This window comes from Streptomyces sp. NPDC002788, assembly GCF_053592115.1.
On record NZ_JBSFVB010000003.1, the window covers coordinates 91,723 to 116,291 of the forward strand.

A 24,569-nucleotide genomic window follows, 5' to 3' on the forward strand; every position below is an offset into this window, starting at 1 on the left:
AATCGTACGCGAAGGATGAGGACGCGATGGGGCAGGGGCGGGGTTGGGAGGGCGCGGTCCTCAAACTGCTGCGCGCGAAGGATTTCGAGTTCACCGTGACGGCCGCGGAGGACGTCACCCCGGACTACCGGCGGCTGCGCTTCACCGACGGCGGTCTGCTGGCCGCGACCGGCGTGCACCCCACCATGTGGGTCCGGCTCTGGTTCGACAACGCGGGCAGGCCGCACCAGCGGGCCTACACCCTGGTCGATCCGGACCCGGCGGCCGGCACCTTCGGTCTGGAGTTCGCCCTGCACGAGGGGTGCGCGAGCGACTGGGCCCGGGCGGCGAAGCCGGGCGACACCATCGAGGCGACCGTCCAGGGCACCGGCTTCGAGCACCCGGGCCCCGCGCCCTCGCACGTCTTCGCCGTCGGCGACCCGGCCTCCCTGCCGGCCATCAACTCCCTCCTGGACGCGCTGGGATCCGCCCCGGCCACCGTCTGGTTCGAGGGCGGCGCGGACGGCCTGCCGTTCCGCACGGACCCGGACCGGCACGAGCTGCGCGAGGTGCCGCGCCGGGACGGCGGCGCCCACCTCGTCGACCGCGTCAGGTCGGACCTGCCCGGCCTGCTCCAGGGCACCTCCGACCCGTACGTCTGGATCGCCTGCGACACGGCGACGACCCGGACGCTCGCGGCGTACGTCCGCAGGGAACTGGGCCTGCCCAGGCAGCGGGTGCACGCCCTGGGCTACTGGCGGGCGACCTGAGCACCGGCGGCCCCGGCTCCGGACGCGGCCGGGCCCGCACCGGGAGATGATCGGGGCATGGACGTCACTCTTCACCTCGCCCAGGACCCCGAGGCAGACGCGCTGCTCGGCCGCAGTCCACTCGCCGCGCTGGTCGGGATGCTGCTGGATCAGCAGGTTCCGATGGAGTGGGCGTTCAAGGGTCCGGCGACGATCGCCCAGCGCCTCGGCACCGACGACCTGGACGCGCACGAGATCGCCGCACACGCGCCGGAGGCCTTCGCCGCGCTGCTCTCCCGGAAGCCGGCCGTTCACCGCTACCCGGGCTCCATGGCCAAGCGGATCCAGCAGCTGTGCCAGTACCTCGTCGAGCACTACGACGGTGACGCCGAGGCCGTCTGGAAGGACGTCGGCACCGGCAAGGAGCTGCTGAAGCGGCTGGCGGAACTGCCCGGCTTCGGCAAGCAGAAGGCCCAGATCTTCCTCGCCCTGCTCGGCAAGCAGCTCGGGGTGCGGCCCACGGGCTGGCGGGAGGCGGCGGGCTCCTACGGCGAGGAGAAGTCCTTCCGTTCCGTCGCCGACATCACCGGGCCCGAATCGCTGGCGAAGGTGCGGGCGCACAAGCAGGAGACGAAGGCCGCGGCCAAGGCGGCGAAGGCCGCGGGCACGTAGCCGCCGCGCCGGCCCGCAGGCAGCCGTCAGCCCCTTGGCCCGCCCCGGATGGCGGAACCCTGCGGCCCGGTCCAAGCATGGACCATGACCGAGCCACCCAGCGGCTCCCCCTGGGACCCGGAGCCCGAGACCGACCACGACCGCGCACCCCAGGGCCTGGAACCTCCCGTCCCCCAGGGCCCGGGCCCGGACGGTCCCCACTCCCACGAACGGCACGGTCACACCCCACCCGTTCCTCCCGACCACTGGCCGCACGACCCGCAGGCCCCCGAGGGCCCGGGCCCCCGCGAACGGCCCGGCCGCACCGCACCACCCGGCCCGCAGGACGCCTGGCCCCACGACCCGCACGGCCCGGCCTCTTGCGCACCGCGGACACCGCACACCACGAGCCGGCCCCCGGAAGGCCATCAGCCGGAGCCGTCGAAGTCCTCGGGGCCCCGCACCCCGGGAGCCGCCGTACGCCGAGCGAGCGGCTCCCCGAGCGGTCGGGATGAACGGCCCGCGCCCGGCGGGGAATGACCTCCCGTGAACCCCGCACCGCAGCCGGTCCCCCGCGTCCCGCGCCGGCCCGCCTGGCTGCGGGTGCTCGTCCTGCTGCTCGCCCTGCTCGTGCCGGGCGCACACGCCGAGGCCCACACCGGGCCGCCTGCCACCGTCTCCGGGGAGAGCACCACCGTCGTGTGCGACCTCCTCGACACCGCCCCGCGCCCGTCGCCCCGGGGCTCCCGGCGCACCGCGGTCGCCCCGCGCCCCGCGCCGCCCCCTGGCCCCGGCCCCGCACACACCACCCGGAGCCCCGTACCCGTGCGGCGGGACCCACCGCCCGACCCGCGCCCCCCGCGTTCCGAGGTTCTGCGTTGCTGAGCGGACCCGCCACCGGTCCATCAGTCCCGCACCGCACCAGAAGGAACGACAGCCATGCTTCAAGACCCGTACGCGGTTCTGCGCGCCCTCCTGCGCGCGGAGGCCGTCCGCAACACCCCCAAGCCCGCCTCGAAGGCGGACACGCGGAAGCCGCCGCAACCACCGAAGGAACGGGACCGCGGCTGACTCACCCGCGGCGGTGGCCACCGGCCGAGGGCCTGTCGTTCGGATCCGGTCGCACGGAACCGCCGGCATCTCGTCGCGGCGTGATCCGAACGACAGGTCCTGTCGCCTCCGCCGCCTGAACGCCGAGCCGTCCCGAACTGCGACGAGCGTCGGGAGAGCGGCGGCGCGCGGGGACCCTCTTGGGCGGGAGCCGCGGGCATGGTCTCACGGTCTGGCATATTCCCGCCGCTGTTCCCGGTTCGTACCGCCTTGCGGGGTTTTTTTCGGCGTCGCACTACGCCGCCATAGCTGCGCCCGGAAGGTCTTGACCGGTAGGCTTTCCGTGTGATCTTCAAGCGCATCGGAAACGGCCGGCCGTACCCCGACCACGGCCGGGAAAGCACCCGGCAGTGGGCGGACGTCGCGCCGCGCCCGGTCCGCCTCGATCAGCTCGTGACGACGAAACAGCAGCTCGACCTCGAGACCCTCCTCGCCGAGGACTCGACCTTCTACGGGGACCTCTTCGCGCACGTCGTGAAGTGGCAGGGCGATCTGTACCTGGAGGACGGCCTGCACCGCGCGGTGCGGGCGGCGCTCCAGCAGCGTCAGGTGCTGCACGCGCGCGTGCTCGAGCTCGACTGACCCCCGCCGGTCACGGGTTGACCCTTTCGGGTTCCGCTCGGCGACGTCGAATGATCATCTAGTAGGCACCGTCGTCCCGGGCGCACTACGCTGCGCTCATGAGCATGCTGACTCCCCGAGGCATGGGCGGCAAGTACCGCATCACGGGCAACAAGTACCCCCGGATGCGCCGGCCCCGGCGGCGCGGCAGGCTCGTCGCTCTGGGCGTCGCCTCCGTCGTGGTGCTCGGGGTGAGCGGCTGGGGCACCCTGCAGCTCATCGACGTCTTCACCGGCGGCAACAAGAAGGCTTCGGCGGCCGGCAGCGGGACGGACTGCGTGCCCGCCACCAAGGCGAGCCCGTCGCCCAGCGCCAAACCCCTGCCCGAGCCGCGCACGATCACGGTCAACGTGCTCAACGCCACCACCCGCGGGGGCCTGGCGAAGAAGACCGCCGACGAGCTGAAGAAGCGCGGCTTCAAGATCGGCGACGTGGGCAACGCGCCCACGGAGTACGACAAGAAGGTCAAGGGGACCGGCGTACTGCTCGGCCCGGCCGCCGCCCTGGACACCTCGCTGCCGGTGCTCGGCACCCAGCTCCCGGGCGCCGAACGGCGTACCGAGGCGACCCGCAAGGGTGGTGCCGTCGACCTCGTCATCGGCGACGGCTTCACGGAACTGGCGAAGAGGACGGACGCCGACCGGGCGCTGACCGAGCTGGCCAGGCCCGAGCCGGCGCCGACGTCGAAGAAGGACTGCTGAGCAGGCCCGTTCGGCCTACTCGGCCGCCCCGTACATCCGGTCCCCCGCGTCTCCGAGGCCCGGGACGATGTAGCCGTGCTCGTTCAGGTGCTCGTCGACCGAGGCGGTCACGACCGTCACCGGGGTGCCAGCCAGTTCACGCTCCATGATCTCGACGCCCTCCGGCGCGGCCAGCAGCACCACGGCCGTCACGTCGTCGGCGCCGCGCCGGATCAGCTCCTGGATCGCCGCGACCAGCGTGCCGCCGGTGGCGAGCATCGGGTCCAGCACGTACACCTGACGCCCCGACAGGTCTTCGGGCATGCGCGTCGCGTACGTGGAGGCCTCCAGTGTCTCCTCGTTGCGGATCATGCCGAGGAAGCCCACCTCGGCGGTCGGCAGCAGCCGCACCATGCCGTCCAGCATGCCGAGCCCGGCCCGCAGGATCGGCACCACCAGGGGGCGCGGGTGGGACAGCTTGACGCCCGTGGTCCGCGCGACCGGCGTCTGGATGTCGACCTGTTCGGTGCGCACGTCGCGCGTGGCCTCGTAGGCGAGCAGGGTGACCAGCTCGTCGGCGAGACGGCGGAAGGTCGCGGAGTCGGTGCGCTGGTCGCGCAGCGTGGTGAGTTTGTGGGCGACCAGAGGGTGGTCGACGACGTGGAGACGCATGTCCACAACATTAACCGGGCCGGATGAGCCCGGCCGCCGTCGGCAGGCCGACCACCGGCGGCCCCCGTTCCCTGGCGTCAAACCGGCCGTCCGGGGGAAAGTGGGAGGGACGGACAGGGGTGGTGAGCTGATGCACGACCGGGATTACCGAGACGATCCGTCGCCGCGCGCATGGCCCGGGACGGATCCGTACATCGACCGGACGGACCGGACGGAGGAGTCGGAGGCCGAGCGCCGCAGGCGCCGCGCCCGGTTCCTGCGCGACCTGGCCGAGGCCCGGCAACTGCGCGACCGCGTCCAGCCGCGCCGCGCCAAGACGGCCCGGCTGCGCCACGCGATGCGCATGCGCACGTTCCGCTGGTAGGAAACGGGTGAGGAAACCGCCGGAGAAGATCACGAACCGCGCGGAAGTTGTCGAGGTGGCCGCGCGTGGAGCGGCGGAAAGCCGCGTACGATCCGCAGGTGGCGGCAACGAGCGTGCGAACAGAACTGCCGGACACAGGGAGCCGAAGACGTCCCCTGAACGCCTTGTTTCTGCCACGATTCCGAGTGGGTGGGGCTCGGACGAGCACTCCCCGCCCGCAACCTCCGCCGGGGGGATCCCCAACCGGCACGCCTATGACCAGTGGGAGAGTCACGGTGTACTTCGCCGCACTGCTCGCGCGCACCGAAGACGGGTGGGAAGCGAGCGACACAGAGCTCGACGATGTGGAAACCCTGTCGGATCTGGCCGACCTGGCCCGTGAAGCCTCCCCCGACGAGGACACGGTGCTCGTGCTGATCGAGCAGGAGGACGCCTGGTTCGGCGTCGTCCGCGTGGACGGCGAGGAGGACCCTCGCATCTACGTCTCGGACGCCGCCGCCGCTGCCCGCAGCAGCTACGGCGAGATCCTGCTCACCGACGAGCTGCTGGGCCGGGATCCGGACGACGGGGACGACCTGGACGCCCTCGATCTCGACGGCACCGAGGACGGTGAGTCCGACGACGAGGAGGCGGACGACGGTGACGCGGCCGCCCGGTCCGTCGACGCCGTGCCGCACGGCCCGGTCGGCGACGCCCAGATCCTCGACGACCTCGGCGTGAGCGAGAAGGAACTGCGCGCGATGGCGACGGACGCCGTCACCGAGATCGCCGAGTCGCTGGGCGCCTCGGAGACCCTGGAGACCGTCCGCTGACCGCTCGCGCCACACCAGGACCGCCGGACCCCGTACGGGACCCCTGGCGACCCGCGATGCGACTCGCCCTGGACGAGGCCGCCGAGGCCGTCCGGGGCGGGGACGTCCCGGTCGGCGCCGTCGTCCTGGCGCCGGACGGCACGACCGTGCTCGCGGCCGGGCACAACGAACGCGAGGCCGGCGGCGACCCGACCGCGCACGCGGAGGTCCTCGCCGTCCGGCGGGCCGCGGCCGCCCTCGGGCGGTGGCGGCTCGCCGGCTGCACCCTCGTGGTGACGCTGGAGCCCTGCACGATGTGCGCGGGCGCGATCCAGCAGTCCCGCGTCGACCGGCTCGTCTACGGCGCCCGCGACGAGAAGGCCGGCGCGGCCGGCTCGCTGTGGGATCTCGTCCGCGACCGGCGGCTCAACCACCGGCCCGAGGTGATCGAGGGCGTGCTCGCCGACGAGTGCGCCCTGCTGCTCACCGAGTTCTTCCGCGGTCGCTGAACGGTCGCCGGATACCGATTTCGAAGCACCCTGCACCTTGCTGTAAGGTCTCCCTCGGTAGCGTGTCCGAGCGGCCGAAGGAGCTCGCCTCGAAAGCGAGTGTGGCGCAAGTCACCGAGGGTTCAAATCCCTCCGCTACCGCAGGTAGAAGAGGCGCCCGGTTCATTGAACCGGGCGCCTCTTCGGCTTCCGTCTCAGTTCTCGTCTCAGTTGGCGGCATCGGGGGACGGCAAGTTACCTGTCCAAGTTGTCCCTCGTCCCTGTTTGGCGAACCTGGCCCCCTCCGGCCAACGGGCCCCATAGGCTGCCACTCGGGTGGCCGTAGGTCACGCCAACCAGTCCCTCAGATCACGTCCAATGCCCACAGACGGGCTTCGATCTGGAGGTGACTTTGGAAGGCAAGAAGGACGGACATCCCTCCTCCGAGCCGGCTCGGGAGACCGAGACGACGAAGGGGGACAAGCCGGAACCGACTCGGGACGCAGAGCCGGCGAAGGAGAAGAAGGGCCCGAACTGGGCCGCGGGCTCATTCGCGATCAACCTGTGGCGCGCTTGGCGCGACTGGTGGAACGACGGTGAGTAACCCGCTGCCTCAGCTCAGGCCCTCCTAACGAGAGGGCTGCGTAAGCAGCCCAACCCTGCCATGAGGCAGGCCGATACGTCCTAGCCCGACGTATCGGAGGAGGCCGCACGCCGCATGGCGCTGCGGCCTCCGTCTTTGGGGTCCAGCGTGAGTGAAGTGAGGTACCGGCTTGGTGGCGGGTCCAATGCCGGCGTGCTGGGCGTTCCTCGTTTGTGGTTTCCCTGGTCGCTCTCCAGAGATCGTTGCAATTAGTGTCCTGGCGGGTGACACGAAGTTTGCACCGTCAGCGTAGCGGCCCTTCCTTCCTTGCGAGGAAGAAAGAGTCCACAAAGTTGCCTGCTGGGTCCTCCGTCCATCGGAGGTGCGACAAACGTTTAGCGCTTCTGACCAGGGCAAACGACCAGCAGCGTCAAACACTTCCACAGCTGGAAGAATGACTAGTCAATGCGGCCGCGCTCACCCTGACTGCGACCAACCGCCGTCCAGATCAACCCGTCCACCTGCCGAGCGACATCGGCGCGGACGGAGTCGACCATGTGCTGGTACCGCGCGGCCATGGCTGTGGTCGACCAGCCCATGAGTCCCATCACGGCCCGCTCGGAGACGCCAAGGATCAAGAGAACCGTGGCGGCGGTATGACGAGCGTCGTGCAGGCGGCCGTCCCGTACCCTCGCGTCGTCAAGCAATTCCTTCCAGTCGTCGTAGTCCGTTCGGGGTGAGGTGCCTCGCCCGGTCGGCGTAGCGAAAAGCCATCCTTCGTCTGCCCAGTCAAGGCCGGCCGCAGCGCGTTCGGCCTCCTGCCTGGCCTTGTGGGTACGCAGCAAGTCCACGAGTTGCCCGGGCAGCCCCACGGCTCGCCGTCCGGCGCGAGACTTCGTGTCGGCCGTCTCCGGGTTGGTCCGCTGACGCTGCGGGCAGTACCCAGCCTTCCTGCCGCAGGTCTCACCACACCCATGGGCGTAGCGCGGTCGGCGACGGCTCCGGCGGACCATCAGTACCCCTCGTTCAAGGTCCACGTCCGACCACTTGAGGCCGAGTGCCTCACCCTGTCGGAGTCCGAGGGCCAGCGCGACGGCCCAGCGCGCGGAGTTACGACGGTTATCCGCCGCGCGCAACAGCCGCTGCACCTCGTCAACCGTGTACGGCTCGATCTCCTCCTCACTGACGCGAGGGGCCTTGGCGAGCTGGACGGGATTGCGGGCGAGGTGGCCGCGCCGTACCGCCTCGTTCAGTGCAGTGCGGAATGTGCGGTGAATCTGATGGATCGTCCCGGCCTTACGCCCGTCGGCCACCATGCGGCCGTAGAAGTTCTCGATGTACTCCGGCTTGAGCTTGTCCAACCGGTGAGCACCAAGGGCAGGAATCAGGTGCTTCCGCACGGCGACGCCGTACCCAACCATCGTGTTCTCGTTGACGGCGAGGGGGGCGATGTTCTCGACCCAGTGAGTCAGCCACGTCTTGACCGTCCAGGGGCGACCCGCCTTCCGGATGCTCTTGGCGTCGCGCTGCTGCTCCAGCTCGCGGACGGCGGCGGTCACCTCGGCGCGAGTCTTTCGCTCGACGTGGCGGCGGTCCGGCTTCCCGTCGTCGCGAATGCCGACAGTTACACGGCCGTGCCATTTGCCGTCGCTGCCCTGGTAGATGGAGCTGCGGCCGTTGGGCTGTCGAGTGCGCTTCTTCTCTTCCGCCACGGGCGGACTCCTTCAGATTGGGGTGTGAAAACAGCCCGGGACGCCACCCTCGTGGCGAGGTGGCGTCCCGGTGTGAGGTGATCAGGCGGCGTGCTGCTCAGCGCGGCGGCGGGCGAGGTAGGCGGCCGGTGCGTCGGCGGGTACTCGCCGGAGCCCCCCGATCATCAGGGACTCCAGCTCCCCGGCGCGGATGAGCGCGAAGCAGGTAGTCCGTCCGATGCGGAGGCAGCGGGCGGCTTCTTCGACGGTCAGCACAACGGGGGCCGGGTCGCCAGCCTCAACGAGCGGTGCGAGGTCCACGGTGGCAATGCTCATGGGCAGGTCTCCTCTAGGACTTTTCCGTTGGGGGTCCCTCTGAGGGCCGCTACTTCCGCTACCGCCGCTACCGCACAGGTCAGGGGCCTGTTGGAGGTAGCGGGAAGGGGTAGCGGTAGCGGATGGGTAGCGGCGCGGTAGCGGCAACCGGGGCCGATTGCCGCTACCGCGTTAGTACTGGTCAGGCCGCGTTTTCGGTGCCGGGTAGCGGAGGTAGCGGACTTTCCGGGGGCGGGGGGCAGTAGCGGGCCCACGCGTCCCATAGATCGGCGCTGTAGTAGCCCTTGAGGACGCTTCCGGCGGTCTTGATGTTGCGGGAAGCGATGGGCTCGTTGTCGGCCGTCATGTACTCGGCGAGCATCTTGGACAGGCGCCGGTTGTCGAGCGGCTTGCCGTGGAGGTCGGCCCATGGCGCGTCGTCCAGGGCGTTGAGACGGTCCAGGATGGCGACGGTGGGCAGGCGGTCGATGCCGACCATGACGTGGTCGCGCAGGTCGGTCAGCAGCCGGACACCAAGGCTGCCTTTGTCGTTGGCCTTGGACGCGGTCACCAGGGCCACGCATGCCTCGCGTGCCCGTGCGGGCCAGTCACCGCCGGCCGCGTCGGCGATGGCAAGCAGGGGTTCCCACACGTCCGCCGGCCGGTCGGTCACGCCATCCGGCATGTCCGGCCACGCCCCCATGACCGACGGGCGTGCCTGCTCCGTCCACTGTGCGAGCCGCTCGCGGAGCTTGTGCCCCTCCGCCTCGTGGAGGCGGGCACGGAAGGCTTCCACGCGTTCGTTACGGGCCCGGCGACGCATCCGGATCACGACCGAACGGGTCATGATCGTGTCCGGCAGTGCTCCGAGTCCGGCGACCGCGACCGCACAGTACGACGGGAAGGCCTGCACGGTCTGATTGCCACCGTCGCCGATGCACCGGTAGGTGACCCCGGTGCGGCGGTGGCCGGCGTTGAGGAACCCGCGCAGTTCCTCGTTGTCCCCGGCCTTGGGACCGAAGATCGTGTCGATCTCGTCGAACAGGATCGTGGGCCGCCCGTTGGGGTTGGACACGGACCGGAACAGGGCGGCGGCGGACGCGTTGACGGCCGTCATGGGCTGCGGCACGAGGGTTTCCACGACCTCCAACGCACGCGACTTGCCCGACCCCGGCTCAGGGGAGAGGAACGCCAGGCGCGGCGTGGAGTCGAAGCAGTCGAGCAGGTGAGCGTGTGCGTCCCACAGTGCCACGGCAACGTAGGCGGCCTCGTGCGGGAAGACGTTGAAGCGGCGGTGGAAGGCTTCCACCTCGTTGAGCAGCGTGGCCCCGTCGATGGTGGGGGTCATGCGGCAGTCCTCCCTTCCAGGGGTGCGGCAGGTTCTCCGGTGCAGGCGGACTTGTGGGCGTCGTACTCGGCGACCAGCGCGGCCACGGCACGGGGGCCGGTGGCGGTGCCGGTCTGCCCGCAGGCGCAGGCGTAGGCGGCGGTAGGGGTGTCGCCGTAGCGCTTGGACCAGCGGGCCCCGTCGTAGTGGTGCCGGTAGACCGGCGGGGCGTAGACGCGGATGCCGGGCCGGTCCGGTGTCGGGTCAGCGTCGGGCTGCACCTCTGCGGTCGGGAGCCGGTTCGAGCAGGGAAGAGCAGTCACGACGCCCTCACGGGCGGCGCCTTTCGGCTCGCCCACGGCCGCCCGGCCCACAGGCTGTGGAGCGGTGTGCGGCCTGCTCGGGGTGCTGGAGGGGCAATCCAGGCGGGGGGAGTTGGGGGCGGTCATGAGGCTGCCTGCCGTGGTGTGGCATGGGTGATGACCCAGTCCATGGCGCTGCGGATGGTCGTGCGGCACTCGGTCGGCGGCAGTCCGGTAGCCTCCCCCGCCCCCTGGATTGCCTGCTCCGCCACATCCCGGGGCAGGTGACCCCACGCGACGAACCGCGCCACCTTGCAGGCGCTCTTGTGCAGGGTGTTGTTGCGGCCGTCCGGCCCACCCTCGGTCGCGGAGGCGATGACCGCGCATTCGCGTTCCAGCGCCGCCCTGGCAGCCTTGGTGCCGTCGCGCACGACGGCCAGGTCGACGACCGCGGGCTTGGCCGGCTCGGTGAGCCGTTCGGCCAGCCACCCGGGCAGCGGAGCCACCGGGGCATCGTCGGTCACCCCGTACGCCCCATCGGCCGTCGTGCTGCCGGGGGCGACGACGTAACCACCCCACGCCCGGGTATCGATGTGGGGCCCCAGACGGTTCGCGCTGCACTTCAGCCGCACCCCGGCAGGTGCGGTGAAGTACAGATGCTCCCCGCCGCGCGCGGTCCGCACCCGGTAGGTGTCGGGGACGGTCTGTCCGGTGCGCTCGCAGAGCGCCGCAAGGGAAGTCGCGCCGTCAGGCGCCCCTTTCGGCTCTTCGGGCTTGCACACGTCCAGGTCGATGACGAGCAGACCGGCCGGACCCGTCGCAATCCCCACGTTGTACGGGCGCGTAGCCCACGTGGCGTGGATCAGGTCAGGGTTGGTGGTGGCGCGCTGCTCGGGCTTGCGGTGCCCACCCGCACACCGCCCTGTGCCGGGGCAGTCCCGTTCGGCGTGCCCGGCCGGACGCTTGGCGCGCGGGTGCAGGGGGATGACCGGCCAGCCGCGTTCCGCGCTGGTGAGCGCGGAGGCGAGCAGGGGCAGGCAGGCCAGATCGGCGGTCAGGATGCCACTCATGCCGCCACCCCCAGCACCGGGGCGAGCTGGGCCAGTGCGGCGTGGCCGATGTGCTCGGCGTAGGCGGGCGGGATGCACTCACGGATGCCGTCGCGGTTCATCCACGGCACCCCCAGCACCTCACGCGCGAGGGGGACGCCGGAAAAGTTGCCGACGAACTGCCCGTAGTGGCCCGGCGGGACCGGACGCCCCATCTTGGCCTGCGGCACCAGATGGGCCGGGTGATCGGGTTGGGTGAGTGTGAATCCGCCGCCGGTCTCGAAGTACCGGTGCCGGTAGTTGGCCAGGCCGAACATCTGCCCGCACAGCATCACCGGAGCGCGGAGCTTGGGCACCGCACCGCGCACGTTCTCCATCGCCCACGGGCGGCCGGTCGTCTCCAGCGCCGCACGGGTCGGGTCGATCAGGTCGGGGTGATTGTTGCCCTGGAGGCGCTGGCATTCGGTGTCGTGCTGGCACGGCGGTGAGGCGTGGATGAAGTCGAACTCCGCGCCGTGCTCCAGGACGAACGCGATCGCGTCCGCCTGCACGAACCGGAACGGGTAGCGCGGCTGCGGGTCCTTGTCGACGCCGGTCACGGCGAATCCGGCGTCGTCGTAGCCCTTGCCGCCGCCGCCCTGGCAGCAGTACAGGTCCAGTAAGCGCGGCCGTCGGCCGTGCACTCGCCGGAAGATGGCACGTTGCGTCATGCTGGGAGACCTCCAACAGGTCTGTTGCGGACTGGTTGGGCCGGGGCGACCGCCGCGTCTCGCCAAAGAACTGCGGTCGCCCCGGGCGTAGCTAGCTGTGGAAGTGGTTGCGCTTGAACGTGGCCTTGCGGATGTTGACCGTGGTCCCGCCCTTGTGGCCGCTCGTGCTGAAAATCTGCACGGCGATCCATCCGCCGAAGATGACGGCGGCCAGGGTGATGAGCTGGGCGATGAACGCGGTGAGCGCGGCGATGAACGAGGTGAGCAGGATCAGCCCGCCGCACACCGCCAGGAACCCGACGCCCCCGAGGGCGACGTTCACGGCCGTGCGCGAGACGGCCGGCTTGACCCCGACCGGCTCCGGCCGGGCCGGTTCGATGGCGTAGCCGGTGACGACGCGGCCGTCGGGCAGGACGATGCTCGCCACCGTCGGAACACTGCCCGGCTGCACCGTGACGACCGGTGCCGGGACGGTGACGGCGGGCGGGAGCGGGGTCGGCTGATGAACCTCTATGGCCCGCTGAACGGGCGGCTGGTGAGTATGGTCGGGGTACATGCGGAATCCCTTCCGGCCATGGGTCAGGGAGGCAGAGACACCCCCTGCCGGGGGCGCTGTGGAGGGGTGTTTCAGGGGTCTGACCTGCATGCCTCCCTGCCTCCCCGAGCGATCATTTGCGCAGCTCAGGGCAGGGGAGGCGGGTCAGGGAGGCGGTTAGGGAGTTCTCCCTGCCTCCCCGACCCGTTGGGGGTCGGCTCCCTGTCATCCGTCGGCGGAAGCGGAACCGTCTGCGTCGCGGTTGGCGAGAGCGCGGGCGACGCGGTCACGTCCGACGACCATGCGGCCCTCGGACTTGTACGGCTCGGCGCCGACGTCCTCCAGCACGCGCTTGAGGTCACCGGGCGTCCACTTGCCGTAGGCGTCCTCGCTGAGCGCGGACAGTCGCTTGAGGACGTCCGCGGTCAGGACGCGGGAGGCGTTACCGAGGACGGACGCGATGTCGGCGAGCGGGTCGCGCTCCTCGCCCCGCTCGATGGCGTGCAGGGTGGTGACCCCGTCGCGCAGGGCCTTGGCCCGCTCCGCGATCTCGGTTGCGTCGTCGGTGCTGATGTAGTGCGTGCGCACCGTGATGGACGCCTGCCCGGCCGGGATGTCGATGCCATCGGAGGCGACGACCAGGGTGCCCTTGTCCAGGCCTTGGCGCAGCAGGTGCGGGGCGGCGCCACCATCGACGGCCTTGTCCCCCAGAGCCATGCGGGCCTGCGATTCGGTGCCCAGGGCGAGGGATGCGCGGGTGTGGGCGCCCTCGCGGACCAGCTTGGGAAGGTTCTGGTCGGTGGGGTCCTGCGTGCCCTGCCACAGCAGCACGTTGACCGCACGTCCCTGGTTCTGGATCTTCCGGCAGGCCATGAAGTACCGGGACTCGTTCCTCTGCCCTCCGTAGGGGCGCTTCTGCTCGTCCTTGGCGGGGCACATGAACGCGACCTGCGCCTCGTCCACGAGCAGGATCAGCGGCGGGAAGGCGGTGCCGGGCGGGGCCTGGAGACGGCGGTTCATCTCCTCCACCCCGTCCTCGACCATCTCGGTCGCCTCGATCACGTGCTCATCGGTCGGACCCTGGATCAGCACGGTGGCGAGCCCGTCGAACATGGCCCAGTCGCCCACGCCCTTGAGGTCGGCGATGCGGAACTCGGCGGTGCGGTCGAATGCGAGCCACAGCGCGAGCGCCCGCAGCGCGGCCGTCTTGCCCTGGTTGGACAGGCCCGTGACCAGCAGCATCCGCTGATACAGGCTCAGCAGGGCTGCATCTCCGCGCAGATCCTGGCCCCAGGGGGCGCGGCCCTTGGCGTAGTCGGCGGTGAGTGACTCGTCGACGGCCAGCGGGGACGGGCCAATCGGCTCGTCCAGCGCCCCGGAATCGGCGATCCACAGCCGCACCGTGCGCGCGGCTTGCGGGATGGTGATGAACACCTCGTGCTCGTGCCGGGTCAGGTTCTCGGCGAGCTTGCGCCGCCGGTTCTGCACCTCGACCGTCGACACCCCCGAGGGCAGCGTGACGTCCACCTCAACGCCGCATCCGGCGATCCGGATCGGCCCGAGCATCGAGGCGCCGGCATCTCCCATCTCCTTAATGGCGTTCTTCAGCGGAGCGATGCCGAGGTCGCGCAGGGCCTTGACCACGATGGACGGCGTGATCGGCTCACCCTCACCGTTCCGTACGTTGGCAGGAAGTGCCCAGTTCGGGGCGGCCTGCTGCTTCCGGCCGACCGACCACAGGGCCAGTAGGGCGAACAGCGGACCGAGGGTGATGGCGTAGGGCCAGACGACTTGAACGATGGTGATGAGCAGGCCGATGAACTCGATCACCGCAGTCAGCGGGGTGATGACGTCGGCGGCGTCCTTGGTGTTGAGGGCCATCACGATACCGAGGGCGACCAGGGTGCCGATGCTCATCCCGGTGCCGATGACGGCGCCCTTGGCCACGTCGACGGGCGACGTGAGCAGGTCCATGCGGCGCCGGTGCCGGGCATCCCGGAAGCGCTGCAGGCGCTCTTCCCACTCCTCGGCCAGCTCGTGGTTCCCCGCGGCTTCAGCAGCGCGGATCATGCGTTCGTAGCGGGAGCCGGTGCGGCCGTCCCAGGTGCGGCGGGCCACGATCCGGCCCCCGTTGAACGTGTAGAGCCCGTGCCGGGCCACGGCGCGGACGGTGGTTGTGGTGCGCTCGTCGGTGGCGACGCGCTTCACGGCCCGCCCGGAGCGCACCCACAACGGCACCGGGGCCGGGACGGGCGCGTCGGGCACCACGGTCAGCGTGGTCACGGAGGCGTTCTGAGCGGCGGGTTCGGGGTCCTTGTGGAGGCGTACGACGTTGTCGGACATGCTGAGGGTTCTCCTGACTGCCCCCATCGGGGGCGGGAGTTGAGGGAGAAGCCGGGGGTGGCCTGGTCCTGGCAGACAAGGGGCCACCCCCGGGCAGCAGTACGGGGGGCTTCAGGCGGCGCGGGCGCCGGGCACGAGCTGCTCGGCGAGGTACTCGCGGCTGTGCGCCTCGTTCTCGTCCAGCTCGACCAGCCGCTCGTGTTCGCGGGCCTGGCGGCGGGGCTGGCGCTCGATGCCGAGCTCGTCGCGGGTGTTGCGCACGATCCGTTCCAGCACGCCCTTGCGGCTGAACTGCATGGCGTGGACAAGCTCGTGCACGAGCGTCACGGCGAAGTCGGCCGGGGTGGGGTGCTTGTTCGCGTCGATCAGGATCAGCGTCGAGCCGTCCGGGCGCGGGATCGCCGCTGCCTGCACCTCACGGGCGGTCCGCTTGGCGTGCTGGGTGACGCGCTTGAGGGCGCGGCGGTCAGCGGCGCCGGCCAGGGCGATGTCAGCGGCGACCATCAAATCGGCCATGCCACGCTCGTTAGTCAGGACGACTTCCACGTCCGGCATGCGGCCGGGCACCGACCGGTTCACGAGCTTCACCGCCTGCTCGGTCAGCCGTCGGGAGGTGCGCAGGGTGGAGCCGTAGCCGGGCAGCTTGTGCGTGCTCACGGATGTCTTCACGACTGGTCTCCGTCTCAGGGATCGCCGCAGGTCAGGCGGCGCGTTCGGCGAGGATCGTGTCGCGCAAAGTGCGGGCGTTGGCCGGTGACGTGTGGATCGCGCGGCGGATGCCCTCGGCGGTCACCTTCGCGTCCGGCCAATCGGCCGTAGCCGACCGCGCTTCGGCGAGCAGTTCTTCCGGGGTGCGCTTGGGCCGGGGCGATCGGGCCACGTCGGGCAGTCGACCGGTCGCCCGTCGGCGCGGGGTCGATTCCGCCGCAACAGCCCCCCGCACGGGCTTGGTAGCCGGGGGCTCGATCGGGGCGGGGATCGCGGGCACCGGCTTGAGCGGAGGGATCGACTTGCCCAGGTCGACCGCCACCGGCTCCGGCACGGTCAGACGAGTCAGCGTCACCACCGGCTCCGGGGTCGATTCCCGCAGTTCAGCCGTAGACCGTTTCATGATGCTCTTGGTGGATTCCTCCGCTTTCGCGGAGTGTGCGGGATCGAGGGCGGGGGTGGGGGTGGCACCGCCGAACATCGAGGCGAGGGCGGCATCCGCACCGGCGGTGACCCGGTCGCGCTGTACGTCCAGCAGCCTCGATCCGAGCGCCACATCGCCGACGCCGACCTTGCGGGCCAGGCGCCACGACTTACGCTCCGACCACTTCTTGATCCGGTCGCTGGGGTGGGAGGCGGCGCGGGCGCGGTGGTAGGCGAGCGCCTGCACCAGATCGGCGGTGCGGCGTTCGTTCTCCGCGTCGCGGCCGTCGGTGTGGACGACGATCCGCCGGGCGAGGAACGCCATGCCCTCAGCCGAGACGGACATGCCCATCGGGGTCAGGGCGTAGATGACCGTGCGGCCCGGATCGGGTGCAGCCATCGCACCCATCACGGCGGCGGCTGCCGGCAGCGCCCACAGCCCTACTCGCACGATCCGGGGGGAGGACTGCCCGAGCATGGTCAGCCCGAGCAGGACCAGGGCGAGCACGGCGGTGGCGCCCTCGCCCGCGGCGAGCGCTCCGAGCGCGGTGCCCTTGCCGTAGGCGTGGCCGATGTTGCTGTAGGTACCGATCCCGCCGAACACGCCCGTGGCGAGCATCGGCACGAACGCGGCCGCCAGCACCCCGACCTGAACGCGGGTCAGCTTGGTGCGCTTCACCGGACACCCCCCACCATGAGCAGCGCAGCGAGGATGAGCAGCGCCCCACCGACACAGGTCAGGTCGACCGCGCGGCGCAGGATCGTGAACTTGGCGACCGCGAGCCGGGACAGCCCGGCGATGTCGGCAGCAAGGCCGGTTGCGACGGCGTCGGTGATCTCCTCGGCGGTGAGCGTGGCCCACAATGGGAACCCGTGTCGGCCACGCAGGTTCGGCCTCGTCGAACGCAGCAGCAGACCGGCCGCCGCGACCAGCAGCACCATCCCGAGCCCACCCGCCACGTAGGAGGGGAGCGTCAGGGGCAGGTCTCGGGCGACCGTCCAGGCGCCGGCCAGGACCGCGCCGACGAACGCCAGCAGTAAGCCCGTCTTCGTGTCGGTCCGCGTGATCTCCGCCTTCACCTCGGCGTGCGCCGCGGTCAGGCTCCGGGTCGTGTCGCTCATGCGGCACCCCCGGGCAGGGTCGCGGCGGTGGTGCGGTTGGCCAGGGCGATGCGCGCGGCGAGCGCCCGGCGGCGGGCCCGCCGGATGCGCCGGTTGTCCAGCTCGGTCGGGACGCGGTCCAGGGTGATGATCTGCGCGTCCAGCAGGTCAACGTCCGCCAGGATGACGGGCATCTCCTGCTCGATCGCCTCCAGCTCCGCGTCCGTCGGCTCCATGAAGTCGGCGAACGCGGTAACAGCGTCCTGAACAGTGACGATGTGATCCATTGGGTCGTGGTCTCCCTTGCAGGTGGAACGGCCCGAACAGAGCCCCCGGAGTTGCCGCTCCGGGGGCTCACGCCGTTCATCGGATGTAGGTAGGGCAGGCAGGTGTGCCTACTTCGGGGTGATCGTGATGTCGCAGATCGGCTCGTATCCCCTGCTCCGCAAGCTCCGCTCGACGGCCTTCCTGGCGGCCGTCGGTGAGGATGCGCTCAACGTGCCGCTCGCGCTCGTGGTCTCCCCGGGGGTCAGGGTGTCGGCAAGCCTGTCGGCGGTGAAGCTGAACTTCGGCACGAGGTTCTCCCCTCGGTTCTGGGTCCGGCCCTTTCCGGCTCCCCTCAGCGCTGCTCGTACGAGACGAGCAGCGGAGGCAACCGGCCGCAGCGCTGAAAGCGCTGCGGTAGCTCGGGGGCGTGCAGATGTCTCCTTCGGGAACGCGGGCTCCCGTTACAGGCGTATGGAGACGTGACCTTTCGGTCTAAGCCCTCCCGAATGACCAGGGTCGGGTGCGCCCTCGGCCCGATCTGTCCCGGGCCCCTTGACCTCGAAGCGGCCCTGAATCAGAGCGCATTGAGGTCCTGCACCCTCCGACCGGCGGACCGACCGGCGGGCACATCCCTAAGGTTCCCTAGGGTTCCCTGCGGTGTCAAGCGGTAAGCTAGGGAACCTCAGGGAAGTCACGACAGGGAGCGGACAACATGGCAGGCCAGGCCGACAATCGGGCGCCGTACGCGAGGATCGCCGCTCACTACATGGAGCTGATTACGTCTGGTCAGCTACAGCCGGGAACCCTCTTGCCGAGCATCAAGAACCTTTCGGAAGAGTGGAAGGTGAGCACGGCGACAGCGGAGAAAGCCCTGCGCAAGCTGCGCAATGAAGGGCTCGTCCGTGGTATCCACGGCATCGGTACCGAAGTGCTGGACCGACCGGCCTCTATGTCGTCGGGGTCCCAGCGGCAGGACCGGGGGCGGCGTACCGGATCTAGCTGGGGAGCAGGCGAGCGATCCGACTCCCACCAGGCAGCCGTGGTGCCCGCACCCGAAGACGTGGCGCAAGCACTGGACATTCAGCCCGGCTCCGACGTGGTGCGCCGCAGCCGCGTGTACCGGGACCGGCACGGCATCGTCGCGCACAGCACTTCGTGGATTCCCGCGCAGTACGCGGAGCTGATCCCTCAGCTCGCAGCAAGCGAACGACTGACGGGGGGAACCTCGCTTCAGCTCATCGCCCAGGCGACCGGCCACCCGATCAGCCACCGCATCGACACTGCCTCAGCTCGCCTCCTAACGCCGGAGTACGCGCGACTCCTGGAGCTGGACCCTGACAATCCGCAGACGGACCCAGTGGTCGTGATGACTGCCAAGTTCGTGGACAGCGAGGGCAACATTGTGGAGTACGGCGTAGACCTCGGCGGCCCGGGTCGGACGTGGCGCACAGAATCGGAGGTGGCCCCGTGACGGTCGTGGACGACACGCTCATGAGCGTGCTCGAAGACCGCCTGGATGCACTACTTGCGGCCCGCAGGGCTGGCACAATCACGCCCAAAGCAGAAGCAGAGGTGGCCGCCATCTCCCGAACCGTGACGAGACTGATGCCCCCACGTCCGCCGTTCTGTGTCCTTATGGCGGGGCTTCCCGGCTCCGGCAAGACAACTCTGTCCCGCACCCTCACCGACCGTGGCTTCGTACGGTTGTGCCCAGACGAAGAGATGTTCCGCCGGCACGGCGTCTACGGCGTGGACTTCCCCCGGGGGGTCTTCCCCACCCTTGAGCGCCCCGTTCTGGAAGACGTGGCGATCGAACTGCGGGAGCACCTCAAGGCCGGGCGCGATGTCGTCGTTGACCACGGCTTTTGGACTCCAGAGGACCGGGCGAAGTGGCGAGCGATCGCTACCGACGCCGGCGCGACCCCCATGCTCGTCTACCTCGCTGCCAGCCATGAAGAGCTGTGGGCGAGGATCAGCAAGCGCAACGAGTTCCACGCCAACGACCCCAACTCGATCTACTTTGCTGAGAGCGACCTACAGCGCTACCGCACGCGGTTCGTTCCCCCTCAGGAAGACGAACCGCACGTGCTGTACGACGGTGACCCGGCGGCCGTGATCGCAGCCCTGGAAGCCTCTCCCCCTGACTGGTAGGGGAGCCAGGGGGCAGGTCAGCCGGGCCGTGCTCCGTCTCATTCAGCCTCGTGCGGAGTCGTTCACAGCGGTTCACGCGGCAGGCGGGGGAGCGGGAATGAACGAGGCTGAACGACCTCGAACGCCCCTCTGACCAGCACGAACAGACATCGAAAGCGAGTGTGGCGCAACTCACCGAGGGTTCAGATCCCTCCGCTACCGCAGGTAGACGAGGGGCCCGGTCCGTTGGACCGGGCCCCTCGTGCTGCCCCGTCTCAGTTGCGCTACCTGCAGCCCTGTCCTGCGACTGGACGAGTGCTCCGGCGGCCTAGGTCAGGCAGGGTTCAAGCGGGGACTGCCCCAGTCGAGATTCTGGAAACTCTCTGCCGACGGCGCAGGTCTGCCCCCATGATCCTGTCGTGGCATCACTCCTACGCAGGCGTCAGGCTCCGCGGGGCCGCTATACGCCGAACCTCTGGTCGGTCTGGGTCGTCGCCCCCTTGGCCCTCGTCGTCGTCGGTATCCTGAGCTTTGGGCTCTATCACGGCGTCTACGGCTTGCTCGCGGATGCCGCCCGCAGCGAGAAGCCGCCCAAGCCGGTCAACATCAACGACGTCATCAAGACGACCGTCACCGTCCTGACCCTGGCCGGCGCAGTCCTCGCTGGCATCTATGCCTACCGCAAGCAGCTTCTCTCGGAGGGTGACGCTCATCGAGCCGACGCGAGTCAGCTCGCCGATCGCTACACAACCGCCGCCGAACAGCTTGGCCACGACCAAGCTGCCGTCCGTCTCGCTGGCGTATACGCCCTCGCGCGTCTCGCCGACGACTGGGAGGAACAGCGGCAGGTGTGCATCGACGTACTTTGCGCCTATCTGCGTATGCCCTATGAACCCGAGGACACAGCACCTGGGCACAAGGAAGGTGAGCGCGAGGTTCGGCTCACGATTATCCGTGTCATCTGCGACCACCTCCAGCAGCCGGACGCTCCCACCTCCTGGTGTGACTATTCCTTTGACTTCACCGGCGCCACCTTCGACGGCGGAGACTTCTCCGGCGCCCATTTCCGCCACTTCGCCATTTTCCGTAGCGCAGACTTCAGCCATGACGACGTCTACTTCTCCCACGCGACGTTCAGCCACGGCATGACCAGTTTCGACAATGCAACATTCAACGGCAGCAACGTTAGCTTCAACAACTCAACAGTGAGCGACAGCGGAATGGTAACTTTCAATCAAGCGACGTTCAGCGCTGGCCGCATCAGCTTCGGCCGCGCGACGCTCAACGACGGCAACATCGAATTTTATAACGCGAAACTCAGCGGCGGCAACATCGATTTTCGCTACGCAACACTCGGCGAAGGCGACGTCACCTTCCACAGGGCGGTGCTCAACGGAGGTGACGTCAATTTTCGCGGCGCGACACTCAAAGGCGGCAACATCGATTTCAGCAATGCGAGGTTCAGCGGCGGCAACGTTAATTTTAATGCCGCGACACTCAATCAGGGAGATGTCAATTTCGACGACGCGACACTCAACGACGGCATACTAAACTTCTATGAAACGACGTTCAACGGTAGCGACGTAAAATTTGGCAACGCGACATTTAACGGCGGTACCGTCCACTTCAACGACGCGATACTCAACAGCGGGACAGTTAGCTTCAACAACGCAACGTTCAACGGGACCGCTATTGACTGGGGCCCATTCCCACGGCCTCCGGGGGCTTAGCACGGCGGTGAGAAACCGCTGATGGTCCACTGCAATCTCACTCTGTTATCGCAGCCAGTCATGACGAGCTGTGGGCGAGAATCAGCAAGCGCAACGAGTTCCATGCGGACGATCCAAACTCAATCTACTTCTCCGAGAGTGACCTCCAGCGGTACCGCACCCGGTTCGTCCCCCCTCAGGCAGACGAACCGCACCTGCTGTACGACGGTGACCCTGCGGCCATGATCGCAGCCCTCAACACCGCTCACCCTTGATGCTTGGAGGCTGATCTTTGCCATCCGCTAATCGTGTAATTTGACGTAGCCGCGCCCCGAGAGCAGATCACCAATCAAGATCCCCATACGTCTGCATACGCTGACAAAGAGGCTGCGATTGCCGCTACTGCTGTCACCCCGAGGCCACCCAGGGCTATCTTTTCGGTGACGGATAGGTCTTGCCACCATTTAGCATCGGAAAGCTCCTCGGTCGCACTCAGATGTGTCCTCTTTTTTCCCTTCCCGGCAGTTCCAATGATCCATACGAGAAAGGCTATGAATGCCCCCATGGTTGTTGCGCCTGTGACGGTCTCTTCCATCCCGGGCTTTTCCTGCGATGCTCTCAAGATGATGAGTGTAGACAGTGCGGTAAGCACTCCCGCCGAAAATCCAATTTTAGCCGCTCGGCGATGCCTTAGTTCCCACGGTCGAATTTCCCCCGCAGTCGACTCAACGATCGCCTTCAGGCGTGCGGCTTGACCGTGCACCCACGTCGCATCCGGGCCGGAAACTGAGGCGCGAAACCAGTGGTGATTGATGTCAATGGAAATATCCTTCCCGTCACCGTAAGCGTTAAATGACAAGTTTTCCCACGCGTTTGGGTCGCCAGGAAGTGAGGACGCGGCTACCGCTGACACCAGTTCCTCAAGCGTGGAACGAGTCAGACGAGTGCCGCTTCGCTCGGTCTCGAAGCTGATCCGATTGGGAGGGAAACCCTCCGTTGCGATGGAGAAGAGTCGGTCCAGATGAGAGCGCCCCACGCGGTACGTGTAGAACTCGAACCGGTTGCTCGTCACGTCTCTGTGTTCAGTCACGGTTTTGTTCTTCCTGAGCCTCGCGAGTCTCGTGCCTGCCCTGGGTGAACTGCTGCAGGGCTGTTCATTGTGACATCAGCGGCTGACATCGACAGATGTGCACGATCGCGCACGATGGCACACCCCTAAATGTTGGACGAGCAGGCAGGTTCGACCGTGCGAGCGCTTCGTGCCCCTAGCTGCACCCGCCTACGGATCAGATGTCACGTCCCAGTGAGCCCATGCGTTAACCACACGAATCACAAACGCCCGTTGAGGGCAGTTGAACGAAGCAGCGCTCACAGATCCGCAGGGGCTTTTCAACGCTTTGACGGCGGCGATCGATGGTGGCCTGCAGCCTGGGGGCAAGGGCCGGCGCTCCACCGCCAGGCGGCAGGCTCGCGCCAAAGTGGCGGTAACAAGCAAGGCGCGCCTCAGCAGCGTGATGCTCGCGCTCCAGATCATCCTCCACCGGCGGCTCCCCAGCGACCGTCAGAACTTCCCTGTAGCCGCTACCCACCTTCCCGTCGTCCGTGTGCACCACCAGAGCTGTCAGTGGCGGGTCGCCACGACGGTGCGCTTCACGCACCACCCGGCCCAAGACCGGACCGATCCAGTTATGCAAAAGAGTCTTGGTCCGGATGCCCGTCCTGCTCTGGATCTCCTCGGCCAGCGCCTTGTAGGTGATCACAGCGTGGTAGGTCTGCGCCACGGCTACAAGAATCGAGTAGGCCTCAGCGGCCCAGGCTTCGCGTGCCTCCTGGGCTTTCGGCATGCTGACATCGGACACGCCCTCAGACTCCCCCTGTGCCATCCCCACCCCGTAGCGCACTCGTTGGTCTGTGCTGGCATGCATCCTCCCCCATGGCAGGCGCAGGGCACCACAGCGGAGACTGTCGGCGGTGCTGGATACCCCAAGCGAGCAGCTCGCGTCACACTCGGCCACGGCCTGAGGAGCGGAAGGTCGTCAGGCCGTAGCGGGCACCATGCCGTGCCGCACGTCTTCGCTTCCGAACGCCTCGTCAGGCCATCTCAAGCCTGGCAAGATCAGCAGGGATTCAACGGTGGCATTTAGGGGGGACCGTGCCTGTAAACAAGTGGTGGCGACACGACCCGAACGAGCGGTACTGGCTTGAGATCACGAACCGCGAAGACATTGGCACCAACCTGCTCGCGCCGCAACGTGATGATGGGGGTAAGCCGTACTGGTCTTATGCGCTCGTCCGTGAGGTGCGACCAGGTGACCTCGTGCTGCACTGGGATAAGAAGCACGGCCCCGGGGTGGTCGGCTACTCCCGTGTTCAGGGCGAGGCCTTCGAATCCATGATCACTTGGCAAAGCCGGGGTACCTACGGCCGCCAGCGTGGTACATCAGGGCCAGAACCAGCCTGGGAGGCCCCTCTCGGGGGGTATCGACAGTTGAAGCGTCCGGTCACGCAGGCCCGTCTGCGTGACATTGAGCAGCGCATACAGTCCCTGCTGGATCGCCTTAAGGAGGAAGTAGAAGGGCCGCTCTACTTGCCCTTCGTCTTCTCCGACACACGGCCGCTTCGTGCCATGCAGGGATACCTGACCAAGTTCCCGCGGACCCTGGTAGAGGAACTTCCTGAGCTGCTGGAACTGCGTCAGATCGCGATTTCTGAGCCTCATGAGCCAAATACGCCCAATCTGCGGTCCTCATCACCGCCCCAGTCGCTTGGGTCGACCGGCTACGGTCGACAGCACGACACCAAGCGGCGACGGGCTGTCGAGCGGTATGCGATGAACCTTGTACTCGGTCACTACCGTTCACTGGGCTACGAGGTTGAGGACGTGGGCGATCACTCCCCTTGGGACGTCACCGTGCGCAAGGACGGGACCGAGTCCCATATAGAGGTGAAGGGCAGCACTACGACTCGTGAAGCCATCGATCTAACCGAAGGAGAGGTCCGCCACGCTGAAGGCCTGCCAACCTGCCTCATAGTGATAGATCAGATCGAGCTCGATGCCGATCTTCGATGCCGTGGCGGGCGATGGCGTACGTGGGCCAACTGGGCGCCGAGTCGCGAAGAGCTCGTGGCCACCGCATATCGCTACCCACTCCCCGGGGAAGCCCGTACAGGCCGTCCTTCGGCCTAACTAACCTGGTTCAAGGCCCCCGGATGGCGATCCGGGCTCTCACCACCGTGAGCGCCGAACGAGCCGGGACGGCTCCGTCTCAGT

General features: G+C 68.5%; 29 protein-coding genes and 1 tRNA gene. 14 read left to right on the forward strand and 16 right to left on the reverse strand.

Going from position 1 to position 24,569, the window contains the following annotated elements:
• The first annotated feature begins 26 nt into the window (after positions 1 to 26).
• The 6 genes from ACWD1U_RS07055 (at position 27) to ACWD1U_RS07080 (ending at position 3,811) form a co-directional block, all read left to right on the forward strand.
• Positions 27 to 749 (forward strand): siderophore-interacting protein, encoded by a 723-nt coding sequence (locus tag ACWD1U_RS07055; protein ID WP_451105173.1) that lies wholly within the window; start codon positions 27 to 29, stop codon positions 747 to 749.
• Between the two features lie 57 nt (positions 750 to 806).
• Positions 807 to 1,400: an HhH-GPD-type base excision DNA repair protein gene (locus ACWD1U_RS07060; RefSeq protein ID WP_451105174.1), complete on the forward strand. Its 594-nt coding sequence runs from the start codon at positions 807 to 809 to the stop codon at positions 1,398 to 1,400.
• Positions 1,401 to 1,925: 525 nt separating this feature from the next.
• Positions 1,926 to 2,264 (forward strand): hypothetical protein, encoded by a 339-nt coding sequence (locus ACWD1U_RS07065; RefSeq protein ID WP_451105176.1) that lies wholly within the window; start codon positions 1,926 to 1,928, stop codon positions 2,262 to 2,264.
• A 54-nt stretch (positions 2,265 to 2,318) separates the two neighbouring features.
• On the forward strand, positions 2,319 to 2,450 hold the full coding sequence (locus ACWD1U_RS07070) for a hypothetical protein (RefSeq protein ID WP_451105178.1): 132 nt from the start codon (positions 2,319 to 2,321) through the stop codon (positions 2,448 to 2,450).
• A 324-nt stretch (positions 2,451 to 2,774) separates the two neighbouring features.
• Complete coding sequence (locus ACWD1U_RS07075) at positions 2,775 to 3,071, forward strand: type II toxin-antitoxin system VapB family antitoxin (protein WP_004943146.1); 297 nt, start codon at positions 2,775 to 2,777, stop codon at positions 3,069 to 3,071.
• A 122-nt stretch (positions 3,072 to 3,193) separates the two neighbouring features.
• Positions 3,194 to 3,811 (forward strand): LytR C-terminal domain-containing protein, encoded by a 618-nt coding sequence (locus tag ACWD1U_RS07080; protein WP_451105771.1) that lies wholly within the window; start codon positions 3,194 to 3,196, stop codon positions 3,809 to 3,811.
• Positions 3,812 to 3,826: 15 nt separating this feature from the next.
• On the opposite strand, the gene upp is transcribed toward ACWD1U_RS07080, so the two are convergent.
• Positions 3,827 to 4,462: a uracil phosphoribosyltransferase gene (upp, locus tag ACWD1U_RS07085; RefSeq protein ID WP_451105179.1), complete on the reverse strand. Its 636-nt coding sequence runs from the start codon at positions 4,460 to 4,462 to the stop codon at positions 3,827 to 3,829.
• A gap of 130 nt (positions 4,463 to 4,592) precedes the next feature.
• On the opposite strand from upp, the gene ACWD1U_RS07090 reads away from it, so the two are divergent.
• From ACWD1U_RS07090 to ACWD1U_RS07105, 4 genes are all read left to right on the forward strand, one after another.
• Positions 4,593 to 4,826: a hypothetical protein gene (locus ACWD1U_RS07090; protein WP_451105180.1), complete on the forward strand. Its 234-nt coding sequence runs from the start codon at positions 4,593 to 4,595 to the stop codon at positions 4,824 to 4,826.
• A gap of 275 nt (positions 4,827 to 5,101) precedes the next feature.
• Entirely contained in the window at positions 5,102 to 5,638 is a 537-nt protein-coding gene (locus ACWD1U_RS07095; RefSeq protein ID WP_451105773.1) for a tRNA adenosine deaminase-associated protein, read from the forward strand.
• 56 nt (positions 5,639 to 5,694) lie between these two features.
• On the forward strand, positions 5,695 to 6,126 hold the full coding sequence (gene tadA / locus ACWD1U_RS07100; protein WP_451105182.1) for a tRNA adenosine(34) deaminase TadA: 432 nt from the start codon (positions 5,695 to 5,697) through the stop codon (positions 6,124 to 6,126).
• A gap of 56 nt (positions 6,127 to 6,182) precedes the next feature.
• Positions 6,183 to 6,267 (forward strand) — tRNA-Ser (locus ACWD1U_RS07105).
• Positions 6,268 to 7,146: 879 nt separating this feature from the next.
• Here ACWD1U_RS07105 and ACWD1U_RS07110 read toward each other — a convergent pair.
• From ACWD1U_RS07110 to ACWD1U_RS07170, 13 genes are all read right to left on the reverse strand, one after another.
• Entirely contained in the window at positions 7,147 to 8,400 is a 1,254-nt protein-coding gene (locus ACWD1U_RS07110; protein WP_451105183.1) for a tyrosine-type recombinase/integrase, read from the reverse strand.
• Between the two features lie 81 nt (positions 8,401 to 8,481).
• Positions 8,482 to 8,715 carry a helix-turn-helix domain-containing protein gene (locus ACWD1U_RS07115; protein WP_451105185.1) on the reverse strand — a complete coding sequence of 78 codons (234 nt, stop codon included), beginning with the start codon at positions 8,713 to 8,715 and terminating at the stop codon, positions 8,482 to 8,484.
• Between the two features lie 181 nt (positions 8,716 to 8,896).
• Positions 8,897 to 10,042, reverse strand: coding sequence for a DUF3631 domain-containing protein (locus ACWD1U_RS07120; protein ID WP_451105186.1), 1,146 nt, complete (start codon positions 10,040 to 10,042; stop codon positions 8,897 to 8,899).
• Entirely contained in the window at positions 10,039 to 10,344 is a 306-nt protein-coding gene (locus ACWD1U_RS07125) for a hypothetical protein (RefSeq protein WP_451105188.1), read from the reverse strand. Before ACWD1U_RS07125 ends, ACWD1U_RS07120 begins: the two co-directional genes overlap by 4 nt.
• A gap of 122 nt (positions 10,345 to 10,466) precedes the next feature.
• Positions 10,467 to 11,393 (reverse strand): bifunctional DNA primase/polymerase, encoded by a 927-nt coding sequence (locus ACWD1U_RS07130; RefSeq protein ID WP_451105189.1) that lies wholly within the window; start codon positions 11,391 to 11,393, stop codon positions 10,467 to 10,469.
• Positions 11,390 to 12,082, reverse strand: a complete 693-nt coding sequence (locus ACWD1U_RS07135) for a class I SAM-dependent methyltransferase (RefSeq protein ID WP_451105190.1) — start codon at positions 12,080 to 12,082, stop codon at positions 11,390 to 11,392. The genes ACWD1U_RS07130 and ACWD1U_RS07135 overlap by 4 nt, the downstream gene beginning before the upstream one ends.
• Positions 12,083 to 12,173: 91 nt before the next feature.
• Positions 12,174 to 12,638: a hypothetical protein gene (locus ACWD1U_RS07140; RefSeq protein ID WP_451105192.1), complete on the reverse strand. Its 465-nt coding sequence runs from the start codon at positions 12,636 to 12,638 to the stop codon at positions 12,174 to 12,176.
• Between the two features lie 204 nt (positions 12,639 to 12,842).
• Entirely contained in the window at positions 12,843 to 14,960 is a 2,118-nt protein-coding gene (locus ACWD1U_RS07145; RefSeq protein ID WP_451105193.1) for an ATP-binding protein, read from the reverse strand.
• A gap of 111 nt (positions 14,961 to 15,071) precedes the next feature.
• Positions 15,072 to 15,629, reverse strand: coding sequence for a hypothetical protein (locus ACWD1U_RS07150; RefSeq protein ID WP_451105195.1), 558 nt, complete (start codon positions 15,627 to 15,629; stop codon positions 15,072 to 15,074).
• Between the two features lie 31 nt (positions 15,630 to 15,660).
• A complete protein-coding gene (locus ACWD1U_RS07155; RefSeq protein ID WP_451105774.1) occupies positions 15,661 to 16,710 on the reverse strand; it encodes a conjugal transfer protein in 1,050 nt (349 codons plus the stop codon).
• Between the two features lie 56 nt (positions 16,711 to 16,766).
• A complete protein-coding gene (locus ACWD1U_RS07160; RefSeq protein WP_451105196.1) occupies positions 16,767 to 17,213 on the reverse strand; it encodes a Pycsar system effector family protein in 447 nt (148 codons plus the stop codon).
• Positions 17,210 to 17,479, reverse strand: a complete 270-nt coding sequence (locus ACWD1U_RS07165) for a DUF6284 family protein (protein ID WP_451105198.1) — start codon at positions 17,477 to 17,479, stop codon at positions 17,210 to 17,212. Before ACWD1U_RS07165 ends, ACWD1U_RS07160 begins: the two co-directional genes overlap by 4 nt.
• Before the next feature lie 108 nt (positions 17,480 to 17,587).
• Entirely contained in the window at positions 17,588 to 17,767 is a 180-nt protein-coding gene (locus tag ACWD1U_RS07170) for a hypothetical protein (RefSeq protein ID WP_451105199.1), read from the reverse strand.
• Between the two features lie 404 nt (positions 17,768 to 18,171).
• Here ACWD1U_RS07170 and ACWD1U_RS07175 point away from each other — a divergent pair, with 404 nt between their 5' ends.
• The 3 genes from ACWD1U_RS07175 to ACWD1U_RS07185 all read left to right on the forward strand — a co-directional run bounded on the left by ACWD1U_RS07175 (position 18,172) and on the right by ACWD1U_RS07185 (position 21,319).
• Positions 18,172 to 18,930, forward strand: a complete 759-nt coding sequence (locus ACWD1U_RS07175; RefSeq protein ID WP_391350144.1) for a GntR family transcriptional regulator — start codon at positions 18,172 to 18,174, stop codon at positions 18,928 to 18,930.
• Positions 18,927 to 19,610 (forward strand): AAA family ATPase, encoded by a 684-nt coding sequence (locus ACWD1U_RS07180; RefSeq protein WP_451105201.1) that lies wholly within the window; start codon positions 18,927 to 18,929, stop codon positions 19,608 to 19,610. The genes ACWD1U_RS07175 and ACWD1U_RS07180 overlap by 4 nt, the downstream gene beginning before the upstream one ends.
• Positions 19,611 to 20,008: 398 nt before the next feature.
• Entirely contained in the window at positions 20,009 to 21,319 is a 1,311-nt protein-coding gene (locus ACWD1U_RS07185) for a pentapeptide repeat-containing protein (RefSeq protein WP_451105203.1), read from the forward strand.
• A gap of 328 nt (positions 21,320 to 21,647) precedes the next feature.
• On the opposite strand, the gene ACWD1U_RS07190 is transcribed toward ACWD1U_RS07185, so the two are convergent.
• A complete protein-coding gene (locus ACWD1U_RS07190; protein WP_451105205.1) occupies positions 21,648 to 22,388 on the reverse strand; it encodes a hypothetical protein in 741 nt (246 codons plus the stop codon).
• A 226-nt stretch (positions 22,389 to 22,614) separates the two neighbouring features.
• On the reverse strand, positions 22,615 to 23,157 hold the full coding sequence (locus ACWD1U_RS07195) for a hypothetical protein (RefSeq protein ID WP_451105207.1): 543 nt from the start codon (positions 23,155 to 23,157) through the stop codon (positions 22,615 to 22,617).
• Positions 23,158 to 23,450: 293 nt separating this feature from the next.
• Here ACWD1U_RS07195 and ACWD1U_RS07200 point away from each other — a divergent pair, with 293 nt between their 5' ends.
• A complete protein-coding gene (locus ACWD1U_RS07200) occupies positions 23,451 to 24,485 on the forward strand; it encodes a protein NO VEIN domain-containing protein (RefSeq protein WP_451105209.1) in 1,035 nt (344 codons plus the stop codon).
• The last annotated feature ends 84 nt before the right edge of the window (positions 24,486 to 24,569 follow it).